The sequence below is a fragment of the Bradyrhizobium sp. HKCCYLRH1034 genome (assembly GCF_051168375.1).
In the GTDB taxonomy this organism is placed as follows: Bacteria; Pseudomonadota; Alphaproteobacteria; order Rhizobiales; family Xanthobacteraceae; genus Bradyrhizobium.
In genome coordinates this window covers 362,326-386,214 of sequence record NZ_JBNPUW010000004.1, presented here as the reverse complement: position 1 = coordinate 386,214, position 23,889 = coordinate 362,326, and the positions used below count along the sequence as shown (strand labels likewise).

Genomic DNA, 23,889 nt, shown 5'->3' with positions numbered 1-23,889 from the left:
GGTCGGAATGGTCGCCGACCGACGGACACGAGACAACATCCGGTCATTTGCGCGACGCGCGTGCCCCGCTCCGGCCTTCGGACGCAATCTGCGCCGCGCATTCGGCGAACACCTGGCGCAGGAATTTGTGGCTGGGGTCCTGATCCCTGAACGAGGGCCAGATCATGGACTCGTTCAGGCGCGGAATCTCGAACGGGAAGCCGACGAACTTCACGGGATAATGCAGCGCCAGATCCTGCGCGAGCAGCCGATGCAGTGTCGCGATCCGGTCCGTCCCGCACAACATCCTGGGCAGCAGGCAGTAGGAATCGACCGTACAGGCAATCTTTCGCGGCCGGCCGGCGCGCGGGAAGAACAATTCCTCGAACGAGAAGGAGCCGGCTTCGCCGAGGCGGACGTTGACGTGATCGGCCGCGAAATAATCGTCCTCGGACAGCTTGCCACGCCGCAATGGCCGCTCCCGGCACATCATGCAGACATGATCGTCCGACAGCAGATGCGTCTGCGGATGCGCTATCCGTGATGCATACTGCTCGGGCAATATCAGCAGGTCGATGTCGCCGAGCCCGAACACCTGCTCGACATGCTTGGGCAGATGCGCGATCTCGAGCTGGAATCCGCTCGCGCGCTGCGCGAGCGCGATCGCCACTCGCGACACCAGCACATAGGTCGCGTAGTCGGATGCACAGATCCGGAACGTGCGGCTGATCGTCGAGGGATCGAAGTCCGGCCTCGTGCTGATCGCGGCGCGCGCACGAACGAGCGTGTCCTTGACCGGCTCGACCAGCGCCTGGGCGAGCGGCGTCAGCTCGAACTGCCGTCCGACCTGGGTCAACAACTCGTCCTCGAAGAACTCGCGCAGACGCGCCAGCGCGGCGCTGGTCGCGGATTGACCGAGCCGGAGGCGATCCGCAGCCCGCGTGACGTTGCGCTCGTCGAGCAGCGCGTCGAGCGCCACCAGCAGATTGAGATCGAACCTGTCCAGCCGCATCGCAGCGCGCTCCCTTCCCCTGGACTTGTCACTTGGTATCGATCGTATCGATGATGATGCGCAATTCAATCGATTTTGCCGGATCACGGGTTCGACCTAGCGTGTGCTCGGACCAGCGTCGGCAGAGGGCGCGAAAGCCCGGGCCAAGGGGCCCCCGCGACTGGTCCGTTCACGGGGAGGGAAACATGAGCCGATCGAGCTCGGGTGGAGTCGTGCTCGCCACGTGCCACGTGGCCGGCATGCTGGACCTGGTGGCGCTGCCGGTCTGGGTCGGAACGTTCATCGAATTCTACGGTCTGTCGCCGGCGCAGGCGGGTGCGACCGTCACCAGCTTCCTGGCGGGCATCGTGCTCGCGAGCCTGGTGACCGCGCGATCGTTCACGCGGCTCGACGCGCGCAGCATCGTGGTCGGCGGCTTCATCGTGGCCGCTGCGGCGTTCGGCTATCTGGCGAGCAGGCCACCAGAGCTGGTGCCATTCTGGGTCCTGCCGGTCATCCACGCCATCGCGGGCCTCGCAGCCGGTGCCGCCTTGTCGATGACGCACGGCACGATGGGCCGTACCGACAATCCGCACCGCCTGTTCGGCCTCGCCAATGTCGCGCTCGCCGTCTTCAGCGTCGCCTTCTTCGCCACCGTGCCGGCCCTGATCCATGCGATCAGCCCGCGCCTGCTGTTCGCGGTGTTCGCAGCCAGCATGGCGGTCGCGGCGCTGCTGGCCTCTCTCGGCTTCCCGCGCTCCGTCGCCGCCGCCCAGACCGGCGGCGAGATGCTGCACGCGATGCCCGGCCGAGCCTGGCTGATCATCGCCGTCGTGATCTGCCTCGCCTTCAACCAGTCGCTCGTTTTCTCCTTCCTGGAGCGCATCGGCCATCACAAGGGGCTGTCGCAGGACGACGTCACCAAGGTGCTGATCGCCGTCGGCTTCATCAACCTGCTTCCCGGCGCGCTGGCGGCGGCCCTGCAACGACGTCTATCGCCGATCGCGATCGGCATCGCCGGCCCCCTGCTTCAGGCCATGCTGGCTTTCGTGATCGTCAATGCCCAGGGCTTCTCGACCTACGCGGCCTTTGCGATCCCCTACGTCTCGATCGTGATCTTCACCCACACGTTCCTGTTCGGACTGCTGTCGCGGATCGACCCGAGCCGGCGCGCGGTCGCGGCGACACCGGCGATGATGATGATCGGATCGGCCGCGGGACCCGCCGTCGCCGGCGCGATCGTGGAGAGCCTGGGCTATGGGGGTCTGAGCTACGTGGCCGGAACGATATCCACGCTCGCCGTCGTCCTGATGCTGACCTTCAAGGCACGCACCGCCGCATCACCGGCCATGCTGCGCTCCGCCTGAGCCCCCTGCCACCAAGGAGAGTCCCATGAACAAACACGTCACGCAGCACAACGGCCTGGAGTTTCCGCAGGATATCGTGTTCTCCGGCTATGCCGCTCCGGTGCGGATCGAGGGCGAGGTGCACGACCTCGAGGTGATCGGCCGCATTCCGGCGGGGCTGGAAGGCGTCTACTACCGCAACAGCGCCGACCACACCTACCCGCCTCTGCTGGGCAAGGACATCTTCCTCAACGGCGACGGCATGGTGCACATGGTCCGCATCCAGAACGGTCATGCCGATCTGGCAATGCGCTACGTCCGTACCCGCAAGTTCCTGATCGAGCGGCAGGCGCGCAAGGCGCTGTTCGGCGCCTATCGCAATCCGTTCACCGATTCACCCGAGGTAGCGGGCGAGGATGCCAACACCGCCAACACCTCGGTGATGTGGCACCATGGCAAGCTCTATGCCCTGAAGGAATCCGGCCGCCCCTACGAGCTCGATCCGGTCACGCTGGAGACCCGTGGCGAGACCGATTTCGGCGGCCAGCTCCGGAGCCGCACCTTCACCGCCCATCCCAAGATGGACCCGCTCACCGGCGAGTGCATCGCGTTCGCCTATAATTGCGAGGGCACGGCCAGCAATGACATCGAGCTCTACACCATCGCGCCGGACGGCGAGTTCACCCGCACCGAGCGCTTCACCGCGCCCTACTGCTCGATGGTCCACGACTTCCTGGTATCACGCAACTACATCGCCTTCGTGATCTGCCCGATGGTCTGCGACTGGGATCGCATCAGGAAGGGCGAGCCCTATTGGCATTGGGACAGCCACAGGCAGACCCATGTCGCCGTGATCCCGCGCCGGCAGGGCGTGGCCGGCATCCACTGGTTCACCGCGCCGAAGCTCGCAATGCAGACCCACACCTTCAACGCCTGGGAGCACGGCAGCCGCCTGGTGCTCGACCAGTTCGTCACGGAGTCCGGCTGGCTCAGCCAGTTCCCGGACATCCACGATCCCGAGGCCAAGGAGCTGCCGCCCTTCGGCGAACGTTGGACGATCGATCTGTCGAGTGCATCTGGCGCCATCGACATCTCGCGCTTCATCGGACACATCGGCGAGATGCCGGTCATCGACCAGCGCTTCGCGATGACCCGCGTCCGGCACTTCTGGTTCGGCACCAACAATCCCAGGCTCGGCCCGATGCTGCCCTTCGGCCCCAAGGGACCGCCCTTCACCTGCCTCGGACATTTCGACGAGGAGACAGGCAAGCTCGACTTCTACTACGCCGGCCCCGAGAGCTCGCCAGAGGAGCCATGCTTCGTTCCCCGCAGCGCGGACGCAGCCGAGGGCGACGGCTGGCTGCTCAGCATCGTCGGACGGCGGGCGGAGAACCGCACCGATCTCGTCATCCTCGACGCACGCAATCTGTCGGCCGGCCCCATCGCGACAATCCGCTTCCCGTGCCGGGTGCACGAGGGCTTCCACGGCATCTGGGTAAACGCCGACGTCCTTTAACGCGTCCGGCCACCGGAGGCGCCAGCCGCGGATCCGCCAGCGCCTCACGCCGAACGACAAACACTCCAATGACAAAGAGCCTCGCAGCAGGCCTGTCACAACCGGGGAAACGCCATGATACGTCTGTACGGCTCGATGCACTCGCGCGCGCATCGCTGCGCCTGGATGCTGAAGGAGCTCGCGCTCGACTTCGAGCACGTTCCGACCGGCTTCACCGACGGCAGCACCCACACGCCGGACTTCCTGAAGATCAATCCCAACGGACGCGTGCCCGCGTTCGTCTCCGACGAGATCCGCCTGTTCGAGTCGCTCGCGATCAACCTCCATCTGGCGCGCCGCTACCGCAGCGACCTTTCTCCGGCCACCCTGGAAGAAGACGCGCTCGTCACCCAGTGGAGCTTCTGGGTCGTGACCGAGATCGAGAAGCCCCTGCTTCTCGCCGCGGCCAATCGCGTCCTGTTCGATGCCGACAAGCGCGATGCCGACGAGCTCGGGATCGCGCTCACCAAGCTCGGCCGTCCGCTGGCGGTCCTCGATCGGCATCTCACCGAAAGGCCCTATCTCGTCAGCGGCCGCTTCACCGTGGCTGACCTGAATGTCGCCGCCGTCATGACGCTGGCCCGGCTCGGCACGCTCGACATGTCACCATGGCCCCATGTCGACCGCTGGCTCGATCGCTGCCTGGAACGGCCGGCCGCTGCGGACTGGAAGACGATCAGTTTCCGCGTTCCGCGGCCCGAGAACCCTCTCGGCATCCTCGCGATGTTCGTCTGAGGCACCATCGCAGATTGAATGAGGAACCGCACATCATGCTGATGCTCGCCGACGCAGTGATCATCATCGACGCCGCGCTGCGCGAAGCGCGTGCGAAGAACCTCGCGCCGCTTGCGGTCGCCGTGCTCGATCCAGGCGGACACCTGATCGCCTATCAGCGCGAGGACGGCGCCGGCATCGTCCGCTTCGACATCGCCTTCGGCAAGGCCTTCGGCTCGCTCGGCATGGGCTTCGGATCACGCGAGCTGAGCCGTCGCGCCGGCAACATGCCGACATTCTTCACGATGCTATCAGCCACGACCGGCGGCCGCCTCGTCGCCTCGCCCGGCGGCGTCCTGGTGCTCGGACCGGACAGGCAGGTGCTCGGCGCCGTCGGCATCTCCGGCGATCTCGGCGACAATGACGAAGCCTGCGCGATCGCCGGCATCGCCGCGGCGGGCTTTCGAACGGAAGAGCCGCACGGCGCGTGAACCGGTGAAGAACGGCCAACGGACCGCCGAAAAGGTCCACGCGGCTGATCATCGCTTGGCCGGGAGCACGAAGACGTGGCCGGCCCCACCGCGGGTGGGCGCCATCATTCGGCTGAAGGGGAGGACCACGCCCGGCAGCAACTCCCTCATCCGAATTCTCCCACGCGATTTTGCTATTTCTTTTTTACAGAAATCATGTATGATCCCCCCATCCTGCCCTCTCTGCGAGGGGCGTACGCGTCGTCACGGACGTTGGGGCGGGATGCGGTGGACGTGGGCTGCGATGCACGACGGGCATGGCGGCCGCGGACGATGAAGTCGCGTGGTCCTGGCGCCCCGATGCTGGCGCCAAGTTCGTGCCGGTGCAGATGCGCTGGCGCGGATGACGGGGGCAAGAAAGCCGGTCCCCGGGGAGATCGCGTATAAGTTGTTAAAACCATCGCGCAGGGAATGCCGGTTACGGCTTTGCCTGTGGTACCTGCCGCCTGCATTTTTTTCGCAGGCGGGCCATGGGTGAGGCCTTCACCCGGCATTCCCTGCACCCTCGCGTCGAGGGGGCGCTGCCGAAAACCCCGGGTGCACCGCGCCGCGGGAGCTCTTTCTGCACGCTGAATCACATACTTGCGCGCGAGAGCGAGCATTCCATACAAATTGCAACCTTTATGAGCAGTGCGTAGTCGTACGGTGCCTAGGTTTTACGCAACTTTTAAGGAGTCGGCGCCTTCTAGGCGGTGATCTGAAACTCTGCATCCAGTGTCCGCATGCAGGTGGGACAATTTGGAGTCATACCGTGCGCAAAAATCTGCCTGTCACCCACAACGAATACCCGATCACCGACGAGACGCTGATCGTCTCGCGCACCGATCTGAAGGGCAAGCTGACCTACTTCAACGACCAGTTCGTCGATGCCGCCGGCTTCACCCCCGACGAGCTGATGGGCCAGCCGCACAACATCATCCGCCACCCCGACATGCCGGAGGCCGCATTCGCCAATCTCTGGGACACGCTGAAGCAAGGCAAGCCGTGGGCCGGCGCCGTCAAGAACCGCCGCAAGAACGGTGACTTCTACTGGGTACTGGCGAGCGCATCCCCCATCCGCGAGAACGGCCGGATCACGGGCTACACCTCCATCCGCACCAAGCTGCCGGCCGAGCAGCGCGCCGAGGCCGAGAAGGTCTACGGGCTGTTGAATCAGAACAAGGCGCAGGGCTACGCGATCAGCGCGGGCGTCATCCGCCGCCGCTCGGTGTTCGACCGCCTGTCGCTCTTCACGGGTACGCTCAGGGCGCGCCTGACGACCTTGGCCGCGGTGCTGGGCGTATTCATGCTGATCATCGGCGCGGCCGGCCTGCTGTCGACCCGCTCCACCAACGTCGCCATGAAGTCGCTGTACGAGGATCGCACGATCCCGCTGGCGCAATTGCTCGAGATCAACGATCGCACCTTGCAGAACATGTCGTCGCAACAGTCTGCGGCGGCGAACGGCAAGGCCGGAAAACCGATCGACGGCATCAGGGCGCTGGTGGACGGAAACAGCGCCAGAATCACCAAGGTCTGGGCCGACTACATGGCGAGCTACCTGACGCCGGAGGAGAAGATCGTCGCCGATGCCTTCGCGATCAGGCGCAAGGCCTATCTGGAGGAAGGCATCAGGCCGGGATTGGCCCTGCTCGAGCAGGGCAAGTTCGACGAGGCGAGCCAGCATATCGCCACCAAGGGGCATGATCTGTTCGAGGCCGCCAAGCACGAGCTCGATAAGCTCGTTCAGATCCAGGTGAACGAAGGCAAGGCGCTCTACGAGGAGGCCGAGAGACAATATCTGGTGGTGCTCGCGATCATTTCTGTGATGATCCTGGCCGGTATCGGAATCGGCGCTACGTTCAGCCTGCAGAGCATCCGCGCGGTGCTGCGGCCGCTCAAGGTGCTCAACGACGCCATGCAGAACATCACCGCCGGCAAGCTCGACAACCGCATTCCGGTGGAGCGCGACGACGAGCTCGGCGAGGCGCTGCGCAACCTGCAGACCGTGCAGGCGATCGTCCGTTTCAACAGCGAGGAAGTGAAGGCCGTGCAGCACTCGGCCGAGGTCAAGCGCAAGGCCGGAATGAACAAGCTCGCCAGCGAATTCGAAAGCGCGATCGGCGGCATCGTGCAGACGGTGTCCTCGGCCTCGTCGCAGCTCGAGACGTCCGCCGGCACGCTGACCTCGACCGCGACGCGCTCGCAGGAGCTCGCCACCACCGTGGCCGCCGCGTCCGAGCAGGCCGCGACGAACGTGCAGTCGGTCGCCTCGGCCACCGAGGAACTGACCTCGTCGGTGACCGAGATCAGCCGCCAGGTGCAGGAATCGGCGCGCATCGCCAACGGCGCCGTCGATCAGGCGCGCACCACCAACGACCGCGTCAACGAGCTCTCGAAGGCAGCCGCGAGGATCGGCGACGTGGTCGAGCTGATCAACACCATCGCCGGCCAGACCAACCTGCTGGCGCTGAACGCCACCATCGAGGCGGCGCGCGCCGGCGATGCCGGCCGCGGCTTCGCCGTGGTCGCGTCCGAGGTCAAGGCGCTCGCCGAGCAGACCTCGAAGGCCACCGGTGAGATCGCCCAGCAGATCTCGGGCATCCAGGCAGCGACACAGGAATCGGTGTCGGCGATCCGCGAGATCAGCACGACGATCGAGCGGCTGTCGGAAATCTCCTCGACCATCGCCGCCGCCGTCGAGCAGCAGGGCGCGGCGACGCAGGAGATCTCGCGCAACATCCAGGAAGCGTCGCGCGGCACCACCGAGGTCAACACCAACATCGTCGACGTCCAGCGCGGCGCCTCGCAGACCGGCTCTGCTTCGGGCAACGTGCTGTCGGCGGCGCAGTCGCTGTCGCGGGAGAGCGACCGGCTGCGGCAGGAGGTCGACCGATTCCTCGGCAACGTGCGGGCGGCCTGAGCCGCCCCGCGCTCACCGCCCGGTCAGCCGGATCGGGCGGCCCTGACTGATGAAGGCGTAATGGCCGGCGCCGATGCCGCCGACCATCAGCGCCTCGACGACGGGCTCGGCAATCTCACCGGTCGCGGCCCAGTCGATGACGAAATTGGCGCCGGTGCCGCCGCGGGTGTCCTTGATGGGCACGAAGATCTCGACGGTCGCGAACGGCCTCAAGGCGACGGGCTCGCGCAGATGCGCCTCCACCAGCGTGCCGGCCGTATCGTAATAGTTGATGCGCCGGACGATCAGCGGCCGCTGCTCGGAGGCGTTGTGGATGCTCAGCGTCACCGAGAAATCGGCCTGGACCCGGCCCGGGGTCATCGCGACGCTGGAATAGACGGGGACATAGACGGCGCCCGTGACCGTGACGGGCTCCGCCGGAACGGGCGTCAGCGAGCTCGCGAAAGCGGTGGTCACGTCGTCGGCGGCCCGCGCCGCGCCGGCCGCAACAGCCGCGATGAGCAGCAGCGCGAATGCGCCGGTCCGGATGTGACAGATTGCGGGTTTCCTTGCGCGGCGGCGCGACATAAATTGCCGCCTTGGGGGTTGCTTCATGCATGAACTGATCGGCGACATCACGCTCTGCATCCTGTTTGCGTGGGTGCTTGGACTGGCGGCACATAGATGGCGCCAGCCCTCGATTCTCGCTTATCTGGTCGCGGGCTTCGCCATTGGCCCCTTCGGCACCGGCTGGGTCAAGTCCCAGGAGTCGATTTCGGTGATCTCCGAGCTCGGCCTGATCTTCATGCTGTTCATGATCGGGCTCGAGATCGACCTCAAGAAGATCATCCGTGCCGGCCCGGTGATTCTGATCGCCGGTGGGGTCCAACTGCTCGGGGGTGCCGCGCTCGGCATCCTGTTCTTCGTCGCGATCGGCATGCGGATGGGCGCCGAGAGCTACGACGCACTCTATCTCTGCGTCGCCTGCGCGCTGTCCTCGACCGTCATCATCGTCAAGGTGCTGTACGAGAAGCGCGAGCTCGACACCCTGCCCGGCCGCATCACGCTCGGCGTGCTCGTGCTGCAGGACGTGTTCGCGATCCTGTTCCTGGCGGTGCAGCCGAGCCTCGACGACCTCCATGTCAGCGTGATCCTGCTGTCGTTCGCCCGCGCCGGCACACTGGTCGCGATCGCCCTGCTCCTCAGCCGCTACGTCTTGCCGCCGGTGTTCCATCGCATCGCGCGTACTCCGGAGCTGATCCTGCTCGGCGCGCTGGCCTGGTGCTTCCTGATCGGCGAGATCGCTGAAAGGCTGCACCTGTCGCGCGAGATGGGCTCGCTGGTCGCGGGCGTCTCGCTGTCGACCTTCCCCTACGCGCTCGACGTCACCGCCAAGGTCACGACGTTGCGCGATTTCTTCATCACGCTGTTCTTCGTCGCGCTCGGCATGACGATCCCGATCCCGACGATGTCCGTGGTGGGGCTGGCGCTCGTGATCGCGCTGTTCACGGTGGCGAGCCGGCTGCTCACGACGTTCACGCCGCTCTACATGATGCGGCAGGGCCTGCGTGCCAGCCTGCTGCCGGCGCTCAACCTCGCCCAGATCAGCGAATTCTCGCTGGTGGTGATCCAGACCGGCGCCGCCGCCGGGCACCTCAAGAACGGCACGTCGAGCGCAGCGTCCTTTGCTTTCGTGCTGCTCGCCGTGCTCTCGACCTTCGTCATCGTACGCTCCGATCCGATCGCGCGGCGAAGTATCCCGCTGCTCAAGCGGATCGGTCTGCGCGACCTCGATGCAAGCAAGGATGGCGAGGCCGGACATGAGGGCGGACACGGCGCCGGACGGCCGATCGTTCTCCTCGGATTCTTCCGCACCGCCAGCGCCCTGCTCAGCGAGATCGAGCGCAACGAGCCGGCGCTGCTGGAGCAGATCGGCGTGGTCGATTTCAACCCCGTCGTCTTCCGAACCTTGTCCGATCGCGGCATCCAGGTGACCTATGGCGACATCAGCAACGTCGACACGCTGATTCATGCGGGGGTGGGCCAGGCCGAGCTGATCATCCTGAGCATCCCGGATTCGCTGCTCAAGGGTGCCAATAACGAAAAGCTGGTGCGCCATGTCCGCAGCATCAATGCAACGGCCAAGATCATCGCGACCGCCGACCTGCTCGCCGACGTCAACGACCTCTACGCTGCCGGCGCCGACTACGTGACCGTGCCGCGGCTCAGCGATGCGCAGGTGCTGCTCAACCTGATCCAGGACGTCAGCGCCGGGCTCCTCTCCGAGCGCCGCAGCCAGGCGGAGACGATGCTCGCCGACCGCCGCGAGGTGCTGCCATGAGCCTGGCACGCACCCATCTCCCACAGAACCTGCGATCCTGCTGGACTTGAATCATGGCAAACACGAGCGTTCACGTCGTCGATCACCCGCTGGTCCAGCACAAGCTCTCCTTGATGCGCGAGCGTGACCGCTCGACCAAGGGCTTCCGTGAGCTGTTGAACGAGATCGGCATGCTGCTGGCCTACGAGGTCACGCGCGACCTGCCGCTCGAGCTGGTCGACATCGAAACGCCGATCGCGCCGATGAAGGCGCCGAAGATCGCCGGCAAGAAGCTGACGCTTGCGCCAATCCTGCGCGCCGGCGTCGGCTTCCTCGACGGCATGCTGGCGCTGATGCCGTCCGCGCGCATCGCCCATATCGGACTCTACCGCGATCCCAACACGCTGCAGGCCATCGAGTATTACTTCAAGGCGCCGCAGGACCTGAGCGACCGCACGGTGATCCTGATGGACCCGATGCTCGCGACCGGCAACTCCGCCTGCGCGGCTGCCGAGCTGCTCAAGACGCGCGGCGCCCGCGACATCCGTTTCGTCTGCCTCCTGGCGGCACCGGAAGGCATCGCCAAGTTCGAGAAGGAGCATCCGGACATCCCGATCTGGACCGCGGCGATCGACGAGAAGCTGAATGACCACGCCTACATCGTGCCCGGTCTGGGCGATGCCGGCGATCGGATGTTCGGCACGAAGTGATCGTGCGCGTGCAGTTCAGCAGGACGGTCGCGGTGAAGGGCGAATGACGCTGAAGATGCGACCGTCGATCACCAGCAGCGCACTCCCGATCACCAGCGCGCCGCTGATCTCCCCCAACGAGATGCTTTCGCCGAGCACCAGCGACCCGAGCAGGATTGTCGTCAACGGGATCAACAACGTCACCAGCATCACGTTGGTCGCCCCGGAGCGGCGCAGGATTTGGAAGAACACGATATAGGCGAACGCCGTCGACAGCGCCGCAAGGCTTATGACCGCGACCCAGGTCTGCAGTCCGGGAAGCGGGAGACGCCAGGGCTGGTCGACGACAGCGGCGATGGCCAGCATCATCACGCTGGAAGCCGAGAGCTGGAAGGTGGCGGTTGCAAGCGGCGGCGAATGGGCAAGATGGCGGCGCACCAGCAGCGCGGCGATGCCGTAGCTGAGCGACGCGCCAAGACCGAACAGAATGCCGTAGCCGCCCGCCGAGCCGTCGAGCCCCGGTCCGCCCCGCAGCATCACGACCCCGACGAGGCCGACGACCAGACCCGCTGCCCGCCGGGCCGACAGCCTTTCCTCTCCCGCGGCGGCCATCACCACGATTGTGAACAGCGGCGTCGTCGCATTGAGGACAGCAGCAAGGCCGGAGGTGATGAACGTCTGGCCGATCACGATCAGGCAGAATGGCACGACATTGTTGAACAGCGCCACGGCAAGGAACGGCAGCCAGCCGACAATCCCCTTGGGAAAGCCGAGCCCGCGCAGTCGCGCCACCGGCAGCAGAATCGCCGCCGCCAGCACGATGCGCAGCAGCACCAGCGTCAGCGGGGGCAGTTCCTTCAAGGCGAGGCCGTTGAAGATGAACGATCCGCTCCACAGCAGCGAGAGCAGGCAGAGCAGCGACCAGTCCCGCGCGTCCATGCTCTCGTTCTGGGATGTCATCGCCGCAAACCGCTGTTTCATCTGCGCGAGCCTTGCAGGCGAAGCCTCGCGCCGTCCACCCGCTTTCCGTTGGTGTGCCTACGGCATGGATCTCGGCCGCGACACCAGCTCGATCATGCGGCCTTCGTCCTCATCCGGCATCGCCGCCTTCGCCCGCGCATAAGCATCGACGGCTGCCTGGGCCATGATGGGACGCTCACCAAGCAGCTGCTCGGCGAGCTGCAGCGCATAGGCTGCATCCTTGTGACGGAGCGCCGCGGTGAAGCTTGCATCGGCGAAGTTGCGCGCGATCATGCGCGGCGCGTGGCGCAGAACCTGGGGGCTCGCCGCGACGCCGCTCTGGATCGCCTCCAGCACGAGCTTCATGTCGAGGCCGGCCTGCTCGGCGATTGCGAGCCCCTCCGCAAGACCTGCGATCTGCATCGCGCCAAGCAGGTTGTTGATCAGCTTGTAGACTGTCCCGGCGCCCACGGGCCCGAAATGGCGAATGGCCGAGCCGATCGGCGCCAGATACGGCCGCGCGCGGTCGAGATCGGCAGCGTCGGCACCGACCAGCAAGGTCAGCTTGCCGCTCGCGGCCGCGTCGGGCAGCCCGGTCACCGGGCAGTCGAGATAGGTCACGCCGCGCGCATCCAGCTCGCGCGACAGACGCAGCGCATGGTCGCGCGATACGGTCGAGCATTCGATCGCGATCGTGCCGACCCGCATGGTGGCCGCGGCGCCATCCGGCCCGAGCCAAACCGCGCGCGAGGCGTCGTCATCAGCCACCATCGTCACGACCGCATCGGCATCGATTGCCGCATCAGCTGGCGAGGTCGACCAGCGCGCGCCGCGCGCGATCAGATCCTCCGCCTTCGCCCGGCTGCGATTCCAGACCGCCACGGAATAGCCTGCGTCGAGATAACGACCGGCCATACCATGGCCCATGCGCCCGAGCCCGATGAAGGCAACGCGCGCCACGCTCAATCGACGTCCTCGATCGCAGCGCCTGGCGTCGTGCCGAACGCGCGCTGCGCCAGCGTCGCCGCCATGAACTCGTCGAGATCGCCGTCGAGCACGCCGGCGGTGTCGGACGTCTGCACGCCCGTGCGCAGATCCTTCACCATCTGATACGGCTGCAGCACGTAGGAGCGGATCTGGTGGCCCCAACCGATCTCGGTCTTGGCCGCCTGGTCGGCCGCCGCTTTCTCCTCGCGCTTCTTCAACTCGATCTCATAGAGACGTGCGCGCAGCATGTCCCAGGCCTGGGCGCGGTTCTTGTGCTGTGACCGGCCAGCCTGACAGACCACGGCAACGCCGGTTGGGATGTGCGTCAGCCGGACCGCCGATTCGGTCTTGTTGACGTGCTGGCCGCCGGCGCCGCCGGACCGCATGGTGTCGACGCGGACATCGGACTCCTTGATGTCGATCTTGATGCTGTCGTCGATGACCGGGAAGATCTGCACCGAAGAGAACGAGGTGTGGCGGCGTGCATTCGAATCGAACGGAGAGATTCGGACCAAGCGATGCACGCCAGCTTCAGTCTTCAGCCAACCATAGGCATTATGCCCGGAGATCTGGATGGTCGCCGACTTGATGCCGGCCTCTTCGCCCAACGATTCTTCGAGATACTCGATCTTGAAACCGTGCTTCTCGGCCCATCGGGCGTACATGCGCAGCAGCATCTGCGCCCAGTCCTGGCTCTCGGTGCCGCCGGCGCCGGCATGGACCTCGAGATAGGTGTCGAACTTGTCGGCCTCACCGGACAGGAGCGCCTCGAGCTCGCGCCGCGCGACCTCCTTCTTCAGCTCCTTCAGCGCATTCTCGGCTTCAGTGACGACACCGGGATCGTTCTCGGCCTCGCCAAGCTCGATCATCTCGATGTTGTCGCTGAGCTCACGCTCGACCTTGCCAATGCCGGTGAGCGAATCCTCCAGCGAGGTCCGCTCCTGCATCAGCCGCTGAGCTTTTTGGGGGTCGTTCCAGAGATTGGGGTCTTCGGCGAGCTTGTTCAGCTCGGCCAGCCTTGCCGTCGATGTCTCGACGTCAAAGATGCCTCCTCAGCAGCCCGACCGACTGCTTGATCTCTTCTACGATTTTCTCGATTTCCGCGCGCATGTCGCTCTCTTCAGGCCACGGCTCGAAGCGCCGCAGCATCATCTCTCACAGGGGGATGTAACGGCGCTCGGCGCAAAGCGCAATCGCTCTGCACCGCACCAGCATCAGTTTCAGCCCGGCCCAATGCCTAATAGAGGCTTCCCGTGCCTGGACGGATGATGAAGCTGCCAGCATCAGGCTGGCCGCCGCTCTGCGACGGCATCACGCGTCCATCGGCGTCGGCGACACCGATGACCGAGTAGTTGTCCGGCGGCGCCGTACCAGGTTTGAACGCTTCCATGATCGTGCGGCCGCCATCGCCGGGGCTCGCGCGCATGCCAGTCTTGGCATCGACACGGACCAGCTTGATGCCGGCCGGGATCTTGAAGGGCGTGGCCGGCTTGTCGGCCAGCGCGAGCTTCATGAAGTCTTTTGCGATCGGCGCGGCCAGATGACCGCCGGTCGCAGCATTACCCCTACCGAGCGGCCGGGGCTTGTCGTAACCCATGTAGATGGCGACGGCGAGGTCCGGCGAGAAGCCGACGAACCAGGCGTCCTTGGCCTCGTTGGTGGTGCCGGTCTTGCCGGCGATCGGCTTGCCGACCTCCTTCAGCACGGTCGCCGTGCCCGCCTGCACCACGCCCTCGAGCATCGAGGTGATCTGGTAGGCCGTCATCGTATCCAGAACCTGCTCCCGGCGGTCGACCAGCTGCGGCTCGCTCTGGTTCTTCCAGCCGTCCGGGGCGTCGCAGCCGCGGCACTCGCGAGCATCATGCTTGAAGATGGTGTGGCCGTAGCGGTCCTGGATGCGGTCGATCAAGGTCGGCTTCACCCGACGGCCGCCATTGGCGATCATCGAATAGGCCGTGACCATGCGCATGGCCGTGGTTTCGCCGGCGCCGAGGGCGTAGGAGAGGTAATTCGGCAGCTCGTCATAGACTCCGAACCGCTTGGCGTATTCGGAAATCAGCGGCATGCCGACGTCCTGCGCGAGACGCACGGTCACCGTGTTCAGTGACAGACGCAGCGCGTTGCGCAAGGTCGTGGGCCCGAGATATTTGCCGTTCGAGAAGTTGTCGGGGCGCCAGACCTGCCCGCCCTGCCCCTGGTCGATCTCGATTGGTGCGTCGACGACCTGGGTCGACGGCGTATAGCCGTTGTCGAGCGCCGAAGAATAGACGATCGGCTTGAATGACGATCCGGGCTGCCGGTAGGCCTGCGTTGCGCGGTTGAACTGGCTCTGGTCGAAGGAGAAGCCGCCGACCATCGCGAGCACACGGCCGGTGTTCGGGTCCATGGCAACCATCGCGCCGGACACTTCGGGCAGTTGCTCGAGGCGATACTGGCCTTCGACCGGATTGCCTTCCTTGTACAGCGGATCGGCATAGATCACGTCGCCCGGCTGCAGCACCTGGGCGACCGACGTCGGCACCTTGCCACGGCCGTTGGCCGTCGCAGCCCGCGCCCATTTCACGCCGTCAAGCGTGATCAGGCCAGTCTGGCGTTCCTTGCTGACGGCGCCGCCGAGTTCGCGCGGCGGCTGGAAGCCGATGCGGGCGGACTGGTCACTGGTCTCGAGCACCACGGCCATCCGCCACGGTGAGATGTCCGAGAGCGATTTGATGTCGGCGAGCTTCACCCCCCAATCGCCCGAAGTATCGAGCTTGGAGACAGGCCCGCGATAGCCCTGCTCCTGGTCGTACCTCACGAGTCCGGCGACCATGGCCTTGCGCGCCATGACCTGAATCTTCGGATCGAGCGTCGTCCGGACGGACAGGCCGCCTTCGTAGAGCTTCTTCTCGCCATAGCGCTCGAAGATGTCGCGGCGAACTTCCTCGGCGAAATATTCACCCGCAAAGATGTGGGCGCCGGTGTTGCGGCTCGCGATCGTCAGCGGATCCTTGCGCGCCTTGTCGGCGTCGGCCTGCTTGATCCAGCCGTTCTCGAGCAGACGATCGACGACGTAGTTGCGGCGCTCGATGGCGCGGTCGCGATTGCGGATCGGATGCAGGCTGCCCGGCATCTTCGGCAGCGCGGCGAGATAGGACGCCTCCGCCACGGTGAGCTCGTTCACCGACTTGTCGAAATAGACCAGCGACGCCGCGGCGATGCCATAGGCGCCCGAGCCGAGATAGATCTCGTTGAGATAGAGCTCGAGAATCTTGTCCTTCGAGTAGGTGCGCTCGATGCGCATCGCCAGCAGCGCTTCCTTGATCTTGCGGGCGAACGACACCTCGTTGGTCAACAGGAAGTTCTTGGCGACCTGCTGGGTGATGGTGGAGGCGCCCTGCGGACGGCGATTGGAGCCGAAGTTCTGGGCGTAGACCACGGCGGCGCGCGCCATGCCGGTGAAATCGATGCCGCCATGCTCGTAGAAGTTCTTGTCCTCGGCGGCGAGGAAGGCGTTGATCACGAGCTTGGGAACCGCCTGGATCGGCAGGTACAGCCGGCGCTCCCGGGCATATTCACCGACCAGCGAGCCGTCGACCGCGTGCACGCGCGTCATCACCGGCGGCTCATAATCCTGCAACTGGGAGTAGTCAGGCAGGTCCTTGGAAAAATGCCAGATCAGGCCGGCCGCTGCTGCCACACCGACCAGGAACAAGACGGTACCGGCCGCGAACAGGAAGCCCAAAAACCGCACCAGAAAGCGCATCGGCGAATATCCGTTCCAACTCTTGTTTCGTCTCTCGGCTCGGACGCGGCGCACCCACAGGCGCTACCGCCAAAAATCACACGGTCGGCTGCAATGCCGCGTGACCCATGCCAGAGAAACGCATGGTCAAGCCTATCAGCGGTCAAGCCTATCACAAGTCTGCCGAGAAGGAATCCTCACTGATTCCGGGTGCCTCGCAGCACGTTTATACGGATGTTGCTGTGGCCAAACTAGGGCTTTGCGCGTACCGCCGCCGGCTTGTCCGGCCTCTCGGGGCCCGCGTTGGCGATGCGCTTGGCCAGAAAGGCATCGATCGCCCGCGCCATTGCGTCCGCCGTGCGCGACCGCCATGCGTCGGAGACCAGGTTCCCCATATCGCCCTTATTGGAGACATAGCCGAGTTCGACCAGCACGGATGGCACGTCGGGCGCCTTGAGCACGCGGAAACCGGCCGATTTCAGCGGGCGCTTATGCATATGCACCGCCGTCTTCATGTCGTTCATCAGCACACGGGCGAACCTGTTGGAAAACGTGCGGGTTTCCCGGCGGGCCAGATCGATCAGGATGTCGGCGACGTCAGCCGGCTCCTCGGTCAGATTGACCCCGCCGATCTGGTCGGCCCGGTTCTCGGCCTCGGCCAGCCGTTCCGCCTCGACGTCGGACGCCTTGTCCGACAGCGTATAGATGGTCGCGCCCTGCGCAGTGCCCTCACCTCGCGGCAGCGCATCGGCGTGGATGGAGACGAACAGAGCCGCCGACTGCTTCTGGGCGATGCGGACCCGGTCTCCAAGCGGGATGAAGGTGTCGTCGTCGCGAGTCATGATCACGCGGAACTTGCCCGATCGTTCCAGCCGGTCGCGCAGCGCCTGGCCGAAGGCGAGCACCAGATTCTTCTCCGGCACCTCGCCGCCCTGGGTGCCGTAGTCGATACCACCATGACCGGGGTCGATCACGACCACGGGCCGGGTGTCCGGCGGACCATCCGCCGGAGGGGGGGCGATGGCGACCGTCGTCGGCGGCGGCCGGACTGCCGGCGCAGGGTTTCCTGCGACCGCGACCGACGCCGTCGCGGACCCCGAATCGGCAGCCCTGGGCGCAAGACGGCTGTCGCTGCCGATGGCGCGGGCGAAGGTCGCCTCGTCGACCTCCTCCAGTTCGAGCACCAGCCGCGGCGGCTGACCGTTGGCGGCATCCAGCACCGTGGAGTTGGCGATTCGAGCTGGGCCGGTGAGATCGAAGACGATGCGGGACCCACCGGGCATCACCATCCCATAGCGGAACGCCTTCACCAAACCACGGCCGCTGGTCCCGGCTCCAGTGGGCAGATGAAAGCTGACCTGGGGCAGGTCGACGACGACGCGATAGGGTTCGCTGAGCAGGAAGGTTCGAAACGGCACCGTCCGGTCGAGATCGAGCACGAATCGGGTCTGTCGGGAATCGCCGGCGACCCGTGCGTCGGTGGCGATGGGGAACCCGGGCCCGACCACGGCAGGCGGCACCTGGCCGACCGGCCCGCTCTGGGCGCGGGCCGGAATGACCGCCGCACATAACATTTGCGTGACGCACAGCGACGCGCATCCCAGCAAGGAAAGGTAATTCGCCCGGCCAATTGCCAAATCGATGCCTCCGCGGGATCGTCTTACCGCAACCAATCCCAGGGGTTAACCGCCAAATTTTGTCATTTTCGTTAAAGGCCACCGATTGTTGCGGTTCCGCGACGCTTCGCTTGCGCGACCTGACCATTCCTCGTATGTACGAAGGGCTGAAGGCTAATCCTTACTGCCGGTTGTGTCGCGTTCAACCTCCGGTGAAACGCCGGAAGCTTCGTGATCGGGGTGCTCGATATCGGGTCCTCGGTCGTTGCGAAGAGTCCAGCGCCTTTCCGACGCTCCACCAAAGCCTGCGCGATCCCGCGCGGCCGCAACGGAGAGCCGGTCACGAGCCGAGTGGCGCCTGTCAGGGCGCCTCCTCGCAGAGACCGCCCGGGCACCAGGTCAGACACGGTATAGCCTGATACCGCACCCGTGACAGGGTGGGTATTCGATCCAGGCAAGCGTTTCGGCGCAATCTGGCCTTCGGCAACAGAGAAGGCGGCACCCGCTGCCGCCCACATATTCCAGACGGGCCGACGCTTGATGCGCCAGACTGAGTTGCCAACCATGACCAGCGGACGATCCGCGCCGATGCGGGGCCAGACCCCCGTCCGGCCAATCGCCCCGCCGGCATCAGGGTTGGCGCGGCGCGACCAGCTGCGTTTAGGCCTTCCCCTCACCCCCGAATCAGGTGGACCGTCGCGTCATCCGACAGCGCGCCACGCGCTCGCGGCCAATCGCGCCCGTCGCCTCCAAGAGTTCCAATATGCCCAACAAGATGTTGATCGATGCTACCCACCCGGAAGAGACCCGGGTCGTTGTCGTCCGCGGCAACCGCGTCGAGGAATTTGATTTCGAAACGGCCCAACGCAAGCAGCTCCGCGGCAACATCTACCTGGCCAAGGTTACCCGGGTCGAGCCCTCGCTGCAGGCCGCCTTCGTCGAGTATGGCGGCAACCGCCACGGTTTCCTGGCCTTCAGCGAAATCCATCCGGACTACTATCAGATCCCGGTCGCCGACCGGCAGGCTCTGATCGAGGCCGAGGAGCGCGCGCACCGCGAAGCCGAAGAGGAAAGCGAGAACCGCTCCAACCGCCGCCGCAACCGGCACCGCAGTTCACGGCGCCGCGGCAGCGGCGAACGGGTCCAGAGCGAGATCGTCGAGGCCGCCGAGGCGGGCCTCCCTGCCCCGACCGAAGGGCACGAGGCCGACCACGAGGCGCAAGACCACCACGCCTATGCGCAGGACGATCAGCCGCACGCCGACGCGACCGCTCCCAGCGAGGCGCAGGGCTTCTCCGAAGGCCCGGTCGAGGCTCAAGGTCGGGACGCCTCGGGCGAAGCTCGGCAGGGCGCAGCCGACGAATCGCGCGAGCATGCCGACCGCCAGCCTGATGCCGTCGCCGCGCAGGACCATGACGCTGCTGCCGAGCAGCCCTCCGGCGAAGCTGCGGAGGCCGCGAGCGCGCAGACCGGCGGCTCGCACCCTGCCGAGGCGGCCAGCCCGGCTGTCGCGGCAGACGAGCACGACGACGAGCATGACCATGAGCACCACGGTCACGACGAGCATCATGACGGCGAGCACGAGCATGATGAGCACGAACATCACGAATACCACCATCATGAGCATGATCACGATGAGCACGACGACGATGACGTCGCTGCCGTGGGCGAACATGCTGATCACGGCGTCACCATCGTGCCCGGCGACGAGAACGGCTCCGACACCGCGTCCGGCGACCATGAGGACGACGAGGACGACGGCGAGGAGATCGAGGAAGAGCTCGTCGAATCCGTCGGCGGCGATGACGTGCTGGAGGAAGTGCCGGAGCGCACCTTCCGTCCGCGCCGGCAGTACAAGATCCAGGAAGTCATCAAGCGCCGCCAGGTGATGCTGGTGCAGGTCGTGAAGGAGGAGCGCGGCAACAAGGGCGCGGCGCTGACGACCTATCTGTCGCTGGCCGGCCGCTATGCCGTGCTGATGCCCAACACGGCGCGCGGTGGCGGCATCAGCCGCAAGATCACCTCGGCGCAGGACCGCTCGCGCCTGAAGGAAGTGGTGCAGGACCTCGACGTGCCCGAGGGCATGGGCGTGATCCTGCGCACCGCCGGCGCCAACCGCACCAAGCCCGAGATCAAGCGCGACTTCGAATATCTGCTGCGTCTCTGGGAAACGGTCCGCGACATGACCCTGAAGTCGCAGGCCCCGACCCTCGTGTATGAGGAAGGCTCGCTGATCAAGCGCTCGCTGCGCGACCTCTACAACAAGGAGATCGACGAGATCCTCGTGGCCGGCGAAGACGGCTACCGCGAGGCGCACGATTTCATGAAGATGCTGATGCCGACCAATGTCCGGGCGGTGAAGCAGTATCGCGACGGCCAGCCGCTGTTCTCCCGGATGGGCGTCGAGAGCCAGCTCGACGCGATGTTCTCGCCGACCGTGCAGCTGCGCTCAGGCGGCTATATCGTGCTCAACCAGACCGAGGCGCTGGTCTCGATCGACGTGAACTCCGGCCGCGCCACGCGCGAGCATCACATCGAGGACACAGCGCTCAAGACCAATATGGAGGCGGCCGAGGAAGTGGCGCGGCAGCTCCGTTTGCGCGACCTGGCCGGGCTGATCGTCATCGACTTCATCGACATGGACGAGAAGCGCAACAACCGCTCCGTGGAACGCAAGCTGTCGGACTGCCTGCGGCAGGATCGCGCGCGCATCCAGGTCGGCCGGATCTCGCATTTCGGCCTTCTGGAGATGTCGCGGCAGCGCATCCGGGCCAGCGTGCTCGAAAGCTCGACCGAGCCGTGCGCGCATTGCGGCGGCACCGGTCACGTGCGCTCGGTGTCCTCGGTGGCGCTGCAACTGCTGCGCAGCCTCGAAGAGACGCTGATGAAGGGCGCCACCCACAATCTCGTGGTCCGCACCCGCACCGAGGTGGCGCTCTACGTGCTCAATCACAAGCGCGGCCATCTGCGTGACCTCGAGAACAGCTTCAAGGTCTCGCTCGCCGTCATCGCCGATCCGAGCGTGAGCGGCCAGCAATCCTTCATCATCGATCGGGGCGAGCAGGTGCACACGCTCGAGGCCGCCAAGGCGCTGCTCGCCGCGCAGGCCTCTGCCCCGCCGCTGGCGGCCGAGGAAATCTACGACGAGGAAGAACCGTTCGACATCGAGACGGAATCCGAGGTCGAGACCGAGGAGACCGAAGGCCTGTCCGAGGACGCAGCCGACGGCAGCGCTGCCGAAGGCGAGCGGGACGGCGCGCGCCGCAAGCGGCGACGGCGCCGGCGTGGCCGCGGCGGCGAGGCCCGCGAGGGCGCGCTCCCCGAAGGCACGGCCGGACTGCAACCCGCCGAGCCGGGCTCTGCCGCCGAGCAGTCAGCCGAGGACACCGACGGCGAAGACGACGAGTCGGAGGAACAGCCTGCATTCGCACAAGGCGAGCAGACGGATCAGCCTGGCGGCGAGCGGCGTCCGCGCCGGCGTGGACGCCGCGGCGGTCGTCGTCGGCGCGGTGGCGCGGAAGAAGGTCTCGCCGCGTCGATCGGCGACGAGCTCGCGCCGGCTTCGGCATCGGAGGCAGAAGCCGCCGTGGCCGATTTCGACGGCAATGGCGCTTCCCACCACGACGAGGAAGAGCCGGCAGAACCTGCGGCGCCGGTCCATGCGTCGGCCGCAACCGAGGCCGATGAGTCCGTCGCTGGCGCCTCCGTGCCCATGCCACAGGCTGCTCCGGGACAGCCCGAAGTGCAGCAGACCGAGGCTCCGAAGACGGAATCCGAGAAGACCCCACGCCGTTCGACGGTTCGCGAGAAGGTCAGCTTCCTCACCGAGCCGAGGCCGGAGGGCGCGGTTTCAGCCGTCAACGTCGCCGAGAGCAGCGCACCCACTCCGGCTGTCGACGTCGCGGCGTCCGGACCGGTTGCCTCCGAGCCGGCGGCCACCGATTCCTCGTCCCCTGCGGCCCCGCGCCGGGCCGGCTGGTGGTCCCGCCGTTTCGGTGGCGGGCAGTAAGCCCCCGCTCTCCGACGCTTCGATGCAAAACGCCCGGCCAGATTGGCCGGGCGTTTTTCATATGGCGTTTTTCATATGGCGTTCTTCGTATGGCGATCGTTCTTGACCGTGACGACCGGAGGCCGCTCAGCCGGTCGTCACGGCCGTCTCGACATCCGACGGATCGATCTGCTGATTGAGCCGTCGCTGCAGGAGATCATGGTCGAGTTCGTCTTCGCGCCACGAGACGAACACGGCGGCGATGCAGTTGCGGTGATGTTGGTCAGTGCACGCGGCTCGCGCGCCCTAGCCTAACCAGCGCGCGATCCGGGCCACCGCCTCACGCATGTCCTCGGCCGAACGCGCATAGGAAAAGCGCACGAAGCTGCGGCCGTGGATCGGATCGAAGTCGACGCCCGGCGTGGCCGCCACATGGGTCTCCTCCAGCATCCGCTTGGCGAAGTCGAAACTGTCGGAGGTGAAGTCGGACACGTCGGCATAGAGGTAGAAGGCGCCGTCGGCCGGCAGGAACCGGGTCAGGCCGGCCTTCGGGAAACCCTCGATCAGGATGCGCCGGTTCTCCTGGTAACCGTGCTTGATGGCCTCCATTTCGGTCCGGCCGTCGAACGCCGCTTCCGCAGCGATCTGCGACAGGGTCGGAACCGAGATCGCGAGGTTCTGTTGCAGACGCTCGATCGGCCGCACCAGCGCATCTGGCACCACCATCCAGCCGATGCGCCAGCCCGTCATGCAGAAGTACTTCGAGAACGAGTTGATGATCAGGGCCTCGCGCGACAGCTCCGCCGCCGTCACCGCCGGAAACGCGTAGTCCAGACCATGATAGATCTCGTCGGAGATGAAGCGGATGCCGGCGTCGCGTGCGGCTGCGATGACACCGCCCAGCGCCTCACGCGACATCATGGTGCCGGTCGGATTGGCGGGACTTGCCACCAGCACACCCTTCAGCGGCGTCTTGCGGTGCGCGGCGAGCAGCGCTTCGCCGGTCAGGGCGTGACGGTTCTCCGCCGTGGTCTCGATCAGCACCGGCTCGCAGCCCAGCGCCGTCAGGATATGGCGATAGGGCGGATAGCCCGGCACGGTCACGGCCACGCGGTCGCCGGGCTCGAACATGGCCAGGAACGCCAGGATGAATCCGGCCGAGGATCCCGTCGTGATCACGATCCGCGCCGGATCGACCTCGCAAGCGTGCGTCTCGCGATAGTGCCGCGCGATTCGCTGTCGCAGCGACAGCAGACCGAGCGCCGAGGTGTAGTCGATGCGGGCCTGATCGAGCGCGGCATGCGCGGCCGCAATGGCCGCTCGTGGCGCAGGCGCCGCCGGTTGGCCGACCTCCATGTGGATGACATGTCCACCGCCCGCCTCGATCCGCTCGGCCGCAGCCATCACGTCCATCACCATGAACGGCGGAACATTGCTGCGCGCGGACGGCGCCGTCAGGTCGGCGATCCGCTGTTCCAATGTCGGTATCACTGTCGCATCCACCATCGATATCTGCTATTGACCCCGGCTGTTCGGACCCGCTCCGTGAACCGGTCGGGGTCAGCCCATGGGCCTCGTTCGCCGCAGATGAGCCGCATTCCGCCGTTTG

At 65.9% G+C, this 23,889-nt stretch carries 15 protein-coding genes and 2 pseudogenes; 8 read left to right on the top strand and 9 right to left on the bottom strand.

All coding sequences use genetic code 11. From position 1 onward, the window contains the following. Positions 1-43: 43 nt before the first annotated feature. On the bottom strand, positions 44-991 hold the full coding sequence (locus ACQR0W_RS12070; RefSeq protein ID WP_316186936.1) for a LysR family transcriptional regulator: 948 nt from the start codon (positions 989-991) through the stop codon (positions 44-46). Positions 992-1,176: 185 nt separating this feature from the next. Here ACQR0W_RS12070 and ACQR0W_RS12065 point away from each other — a divergent pair, with 185 nt between their 5' ends. From ACQR0W_RS12065 to ACQR0W_RS12045, 5 genes are all read left to right on the top strand, one after another. Beyond that, positions 1,177-2,337: an MFS transporter gene (locus tag ACQR0W_RS12065; protein ID WP_316186935.1), complete on the top strand. Its 1,161-nt coding sequence runs from the start codon at positions 1,177-1,179 to the stop codon at positions 2,335-2,337. A gap of 25 nt (positions 2,338-2,362) precedes the next feature. Beyond that, positions 2,363-3,832: a carotenoid oxygenase family protein gene (locus ACQR0W_RS12060; protein WP_316186934.1), complete on the top strand. Its 1,470-nt coding sequence runs from the start codon at positions 2,363-2,365 to the stop codon at positions 3,830-3,832. Positions 3,833-3,946: 114 nt separating this feature from the next. Next, a complete protein-coding gene (locus ACQR0W_RS12055; RefSeq protein WP_315751685.1) occupies positions 3,947-4,606 on the top strand; it encodes a glutathione S-transferase family protein in 660 nt (219 codons plus the stop codon). Between the two features lie 35 nt (positions 4,607-4,641). Beyond that, positions 4,642-5,076, top strand: coding sequence for a GlcG/HbpS family heme-binding protein (locus ACQR0W_RS12050; RefSeq protein WP_316186933.1), 435 nt, complete (start codon positions 4,642-4,644; stop codon positions 5,074-5,076). 790 nt (positions 5,077-5,866) lie between these two features. Next, a complete protein-coding gene (locus tag ACQR0W_RS12045) occupies positions 5,867-8,017 on the top strand; it encodes a methyl-accepting chemotaxis protein (protein WP_316186932.1) in 2,151 nt (716 codons plus the stop codon). A 12-nt stretch (positions 8,018-8,029) separates the two neighbouring features. Here the strand turns inward: ACQR0W_RS12045 and ACQR0W_RS12040 are convergent, their stop codons facing one another. Then, the gene (locus ACQR0W_RS12040) at positions 8,030-8,584 is read right to left on the bottom strand and encodes a DUF3124 domain-containing protein (protein ID WP_315712178.1); all 555 of its coding nucleotides are present in this window, start codon (positions 8,582-8,584) and stop codon (positions 8,030-8,032) included. 25 nt (positions 8,585-8,609) lie between these two features. On the opposite strand from ACQR0W_RS12040, the gene ACQR0W_RS12035 reads away from it, so the two are divergent. Together ACQR0W_RS12035 and upp are read left to right on the top strand one after the other, a co-directional pair. Beyond that, positions 8,610-10,337 carry a cation:proton antiporter gene (locus ACQR0W_RS12035; RefSeq protein ID WP_315712180.1) on the top strand — a complete coding sequence of 576 codons (1,728 nt, stop codon included), beginning with the start codon at positions 8,610-8,612 and terminating at the stop codon, positions 10,335-10,337. Between the two features lie 53 nt (positions 10,338-10,390). After that, complete coding sequence (gene upp / locus ACQR0W_RS12030; RefSeq protein WP_315751689.1) at positions 10,391-11,026, top strand: uracil phosphoribosyltransferase; 636 nt, start codon at positions 10,391-10,393, stop codon at positions 11,024-11,026. 15 nt (positions 11,027-11,041) lie between these two features. Here upp and ACQR0W_RS12025 read toward each other — a convergent pair whose 3' ends face one another. From ACQR0W_RS12025 to ACQR0W_RS12005, 5 genes and pseudogenes are all read right to left on the bottom strand, one after another. Next, on the bottom strand, positions 11,042-11,986 hold the full coding sequence (locus ACQR0W_RS12025) for a DMT family transporter (RefSeq protein WP_316170466.1): 945 nt from the start codon (positions 11,984-11,986) through the stop codon (positions 11,042-11,044). Positions 11,987-12,043: 57 nt separating this feature from the next. Next, positions 12,044-12,949, bottom strand: a pseudogene (locus ACQR0W_RS12020) (NAD(P)-dependent oxidoreductase); the annotation flags it as partial. Then, positions 12,928-14,062 (bottom strand): peptide chain release factor 2 gene (gene prfB, locus ACQR0W_RS12015; RefSeq protein WP_315712184.1). Its coding sequence is split into 2 segments (ribosomal slippage): positions 12,928-13,992 and positions 13,994-14,062, totalling 1,134 coding nucleotides; the frame shifts between segments, so codons are not numbered across the junction. The gene prfB and the pseudogene ACQR0W_RS12020, both read right to left, overlap by 22 nt. Before the next feature lie 127 nt (positions 14,063-14,189). Beyond that, positions 14,190-16,697: a penicillin-binding protein 1A gene (locus ACQR0W_RS12010; RefSeq protein WP_315712186.1), complete on the bottom strand. Its 2,508-nt coding sequence runs from the start codon at positions 16,695-16,697 to the stop codon at positions 14,190-14,192. Between the two features lie 230 nt (positions 16,698-16,927). Then, complete coding sequence (locus ACQR0W_RS12005) at positions 16,928-18,250, bottom strand: N-acetylmuramoyl-L-alanine amidase (protein WP_434840687.1); 1,323 nt, start codon at positions 18,248-18,250, stop codon at positions 16,928-16,930. Between the two features lie 805 nt (positions 18,251-19,055). On the opposite strand from ACQR0W_RS12005, the gene ACQR0W_RS12000 reads away from it, so the two are divergent. Further along, the gene (locus ACQR0W_RS12000) at positions 19,056-22,301 is read left to right on the top strand and encodes an Rne/Rng family ribonuclease (RefSeq protein WP_434840680.1); all 3,246 of its coding nucleotides are present in this window, start codon (positions 19,056-19,058) and stop codon (positions 22,299-22,301) included. 126 nt (positions 22,302-22,427) lie between these two features. Here ACQR0W_RS12000 and ACQR0W_RS11995 read toward each other — a convergent pair. Together ACQR0W_RS11995 and ACQR0W_RS11990 are read right to left on the bottom strand one after the other, a co-directional pair. Next, positions 22,428-22,579 (bottom strand): annotated as a pseudogene (locus ACQR0W_RS11995) (dicarboxylate/amino acid:cation symporter); the annotation flags it as partial. Positions 22,580-22,586: 7 nt separating this feature from the next. Then, a complete protein-coding gene (locus ACQR0W_RS11990) occupies positions 22,587-23,786 on the bottom strand; it encodes a pyridoxal phosphate-dependent aminotransferase (RefSeq protein WP_316170462.1) in 1,200 nt (399 codons plus the stop codon). Between the last annotated feature and the right edge of the window lie 103 nt (positions 23,787-23,889).

What these genes read in the sequence shown, in the direction of transcription:
- ACQR0W_RS12070 (WP_316186936.1), bottom strand. Translation starts at nt 991, where the DNA reads ATGCGGCTGGACAGGTTCGATCTCAATCTGCTGGTGGCGCTCGACGCG.
- ACQR0W_RS12065 (WP_316186935.1), top strand. Translation starts at nt 1,177, where the DNA reads ATGAGCCGATCGAGCTCGGGTGGAGTCGTGCTCGCCACGTGCCACGTG.
- ACQR0W_RS12060 (WP_316186934.1), top strand. Translation starts at nt 2,363, where the DNA reads ATGAACAAACACGTCACGCAGCACAACGGCCTGGAGTTTCCGCAGGAT.
- ACQR0W_RS12055 (WP_315751685.1), top strand. Translation starts at nt 3,947, where the DNA reads ATGATACGTCTGTACGGCTCGATGCACTCGCGCGCGCATCGCTGCGCC.
- ACQR0W_RS12050 (WP_316186933.1), top strand. Translation starts at nt 4,642, where the DNA reads ATGCTGATGCTCGCCGACGCAGTGATCATCATCGACGCCGCGCTGCGC.
- ACQR0W_RS12040 (WP_315712178.1), bottom strand. Translation starts at nt 8,584, where the DNA reads ATGTCGCGCCGCCGCGCAAGGAAACCCGCAATCTGTCACATCCGGACC.
- ACQR0W_RS12035 (WP_315712180.1), top strand. Translation starts at nt 8,610, where the DNA reads ATGCATGAACTGATCGGCGACATCACGCTCTGCATCCTGTTTGCGTGG.
- upp (WP_315751689.1), top strand. Translation starts at nt 10,391, where the DNA reads ATGGCAAACACGAGCGTTCACGTCGTCGATCACCCGCTGGTCCAGCAC.
- ACQR0W_RS12025 (WP_316170466.1), bottom strand. Translation starts at nt 11,986, where the DNA reads ATGAAACAGCGGTTTGCGGCGATGACATCCCAGAACGAGAGCATGGAC.
- ACQR0W_RS12010 (WP_315712186.1), bottom strand. Translation starts at nt 16,697, where the DNA reads ATGCGCTTTCTGGTGCGGTTTTTGGGCTTCCTGTTCGCGGCCGGTACC.
- ACQR0W_RS12005 (WP_434840687.1), bottom strand. Translation starts at nt 18,250, where the DNA reads ATGTTATGTGCGGCGGTCATTCCGGCCCGCGCCCAGAGCGGGCCGGTC.
- ACQR0W_RS12000 (WP_434840680.1), top strand. Translation starts at nt 19,056, where the DNA reads ATGCCCAACAAGATGTTGATCGATGCTACCCACCCGGAAGAGACCCGG.
- ACQR0W_RS11990 (WP_316170462.1), bottom strand. Translation starts at nt 23,786, where the DNA reads ATGGTGGATGCGACAGTGATACCGACATTGGAACAGCGGATCGCCGAC.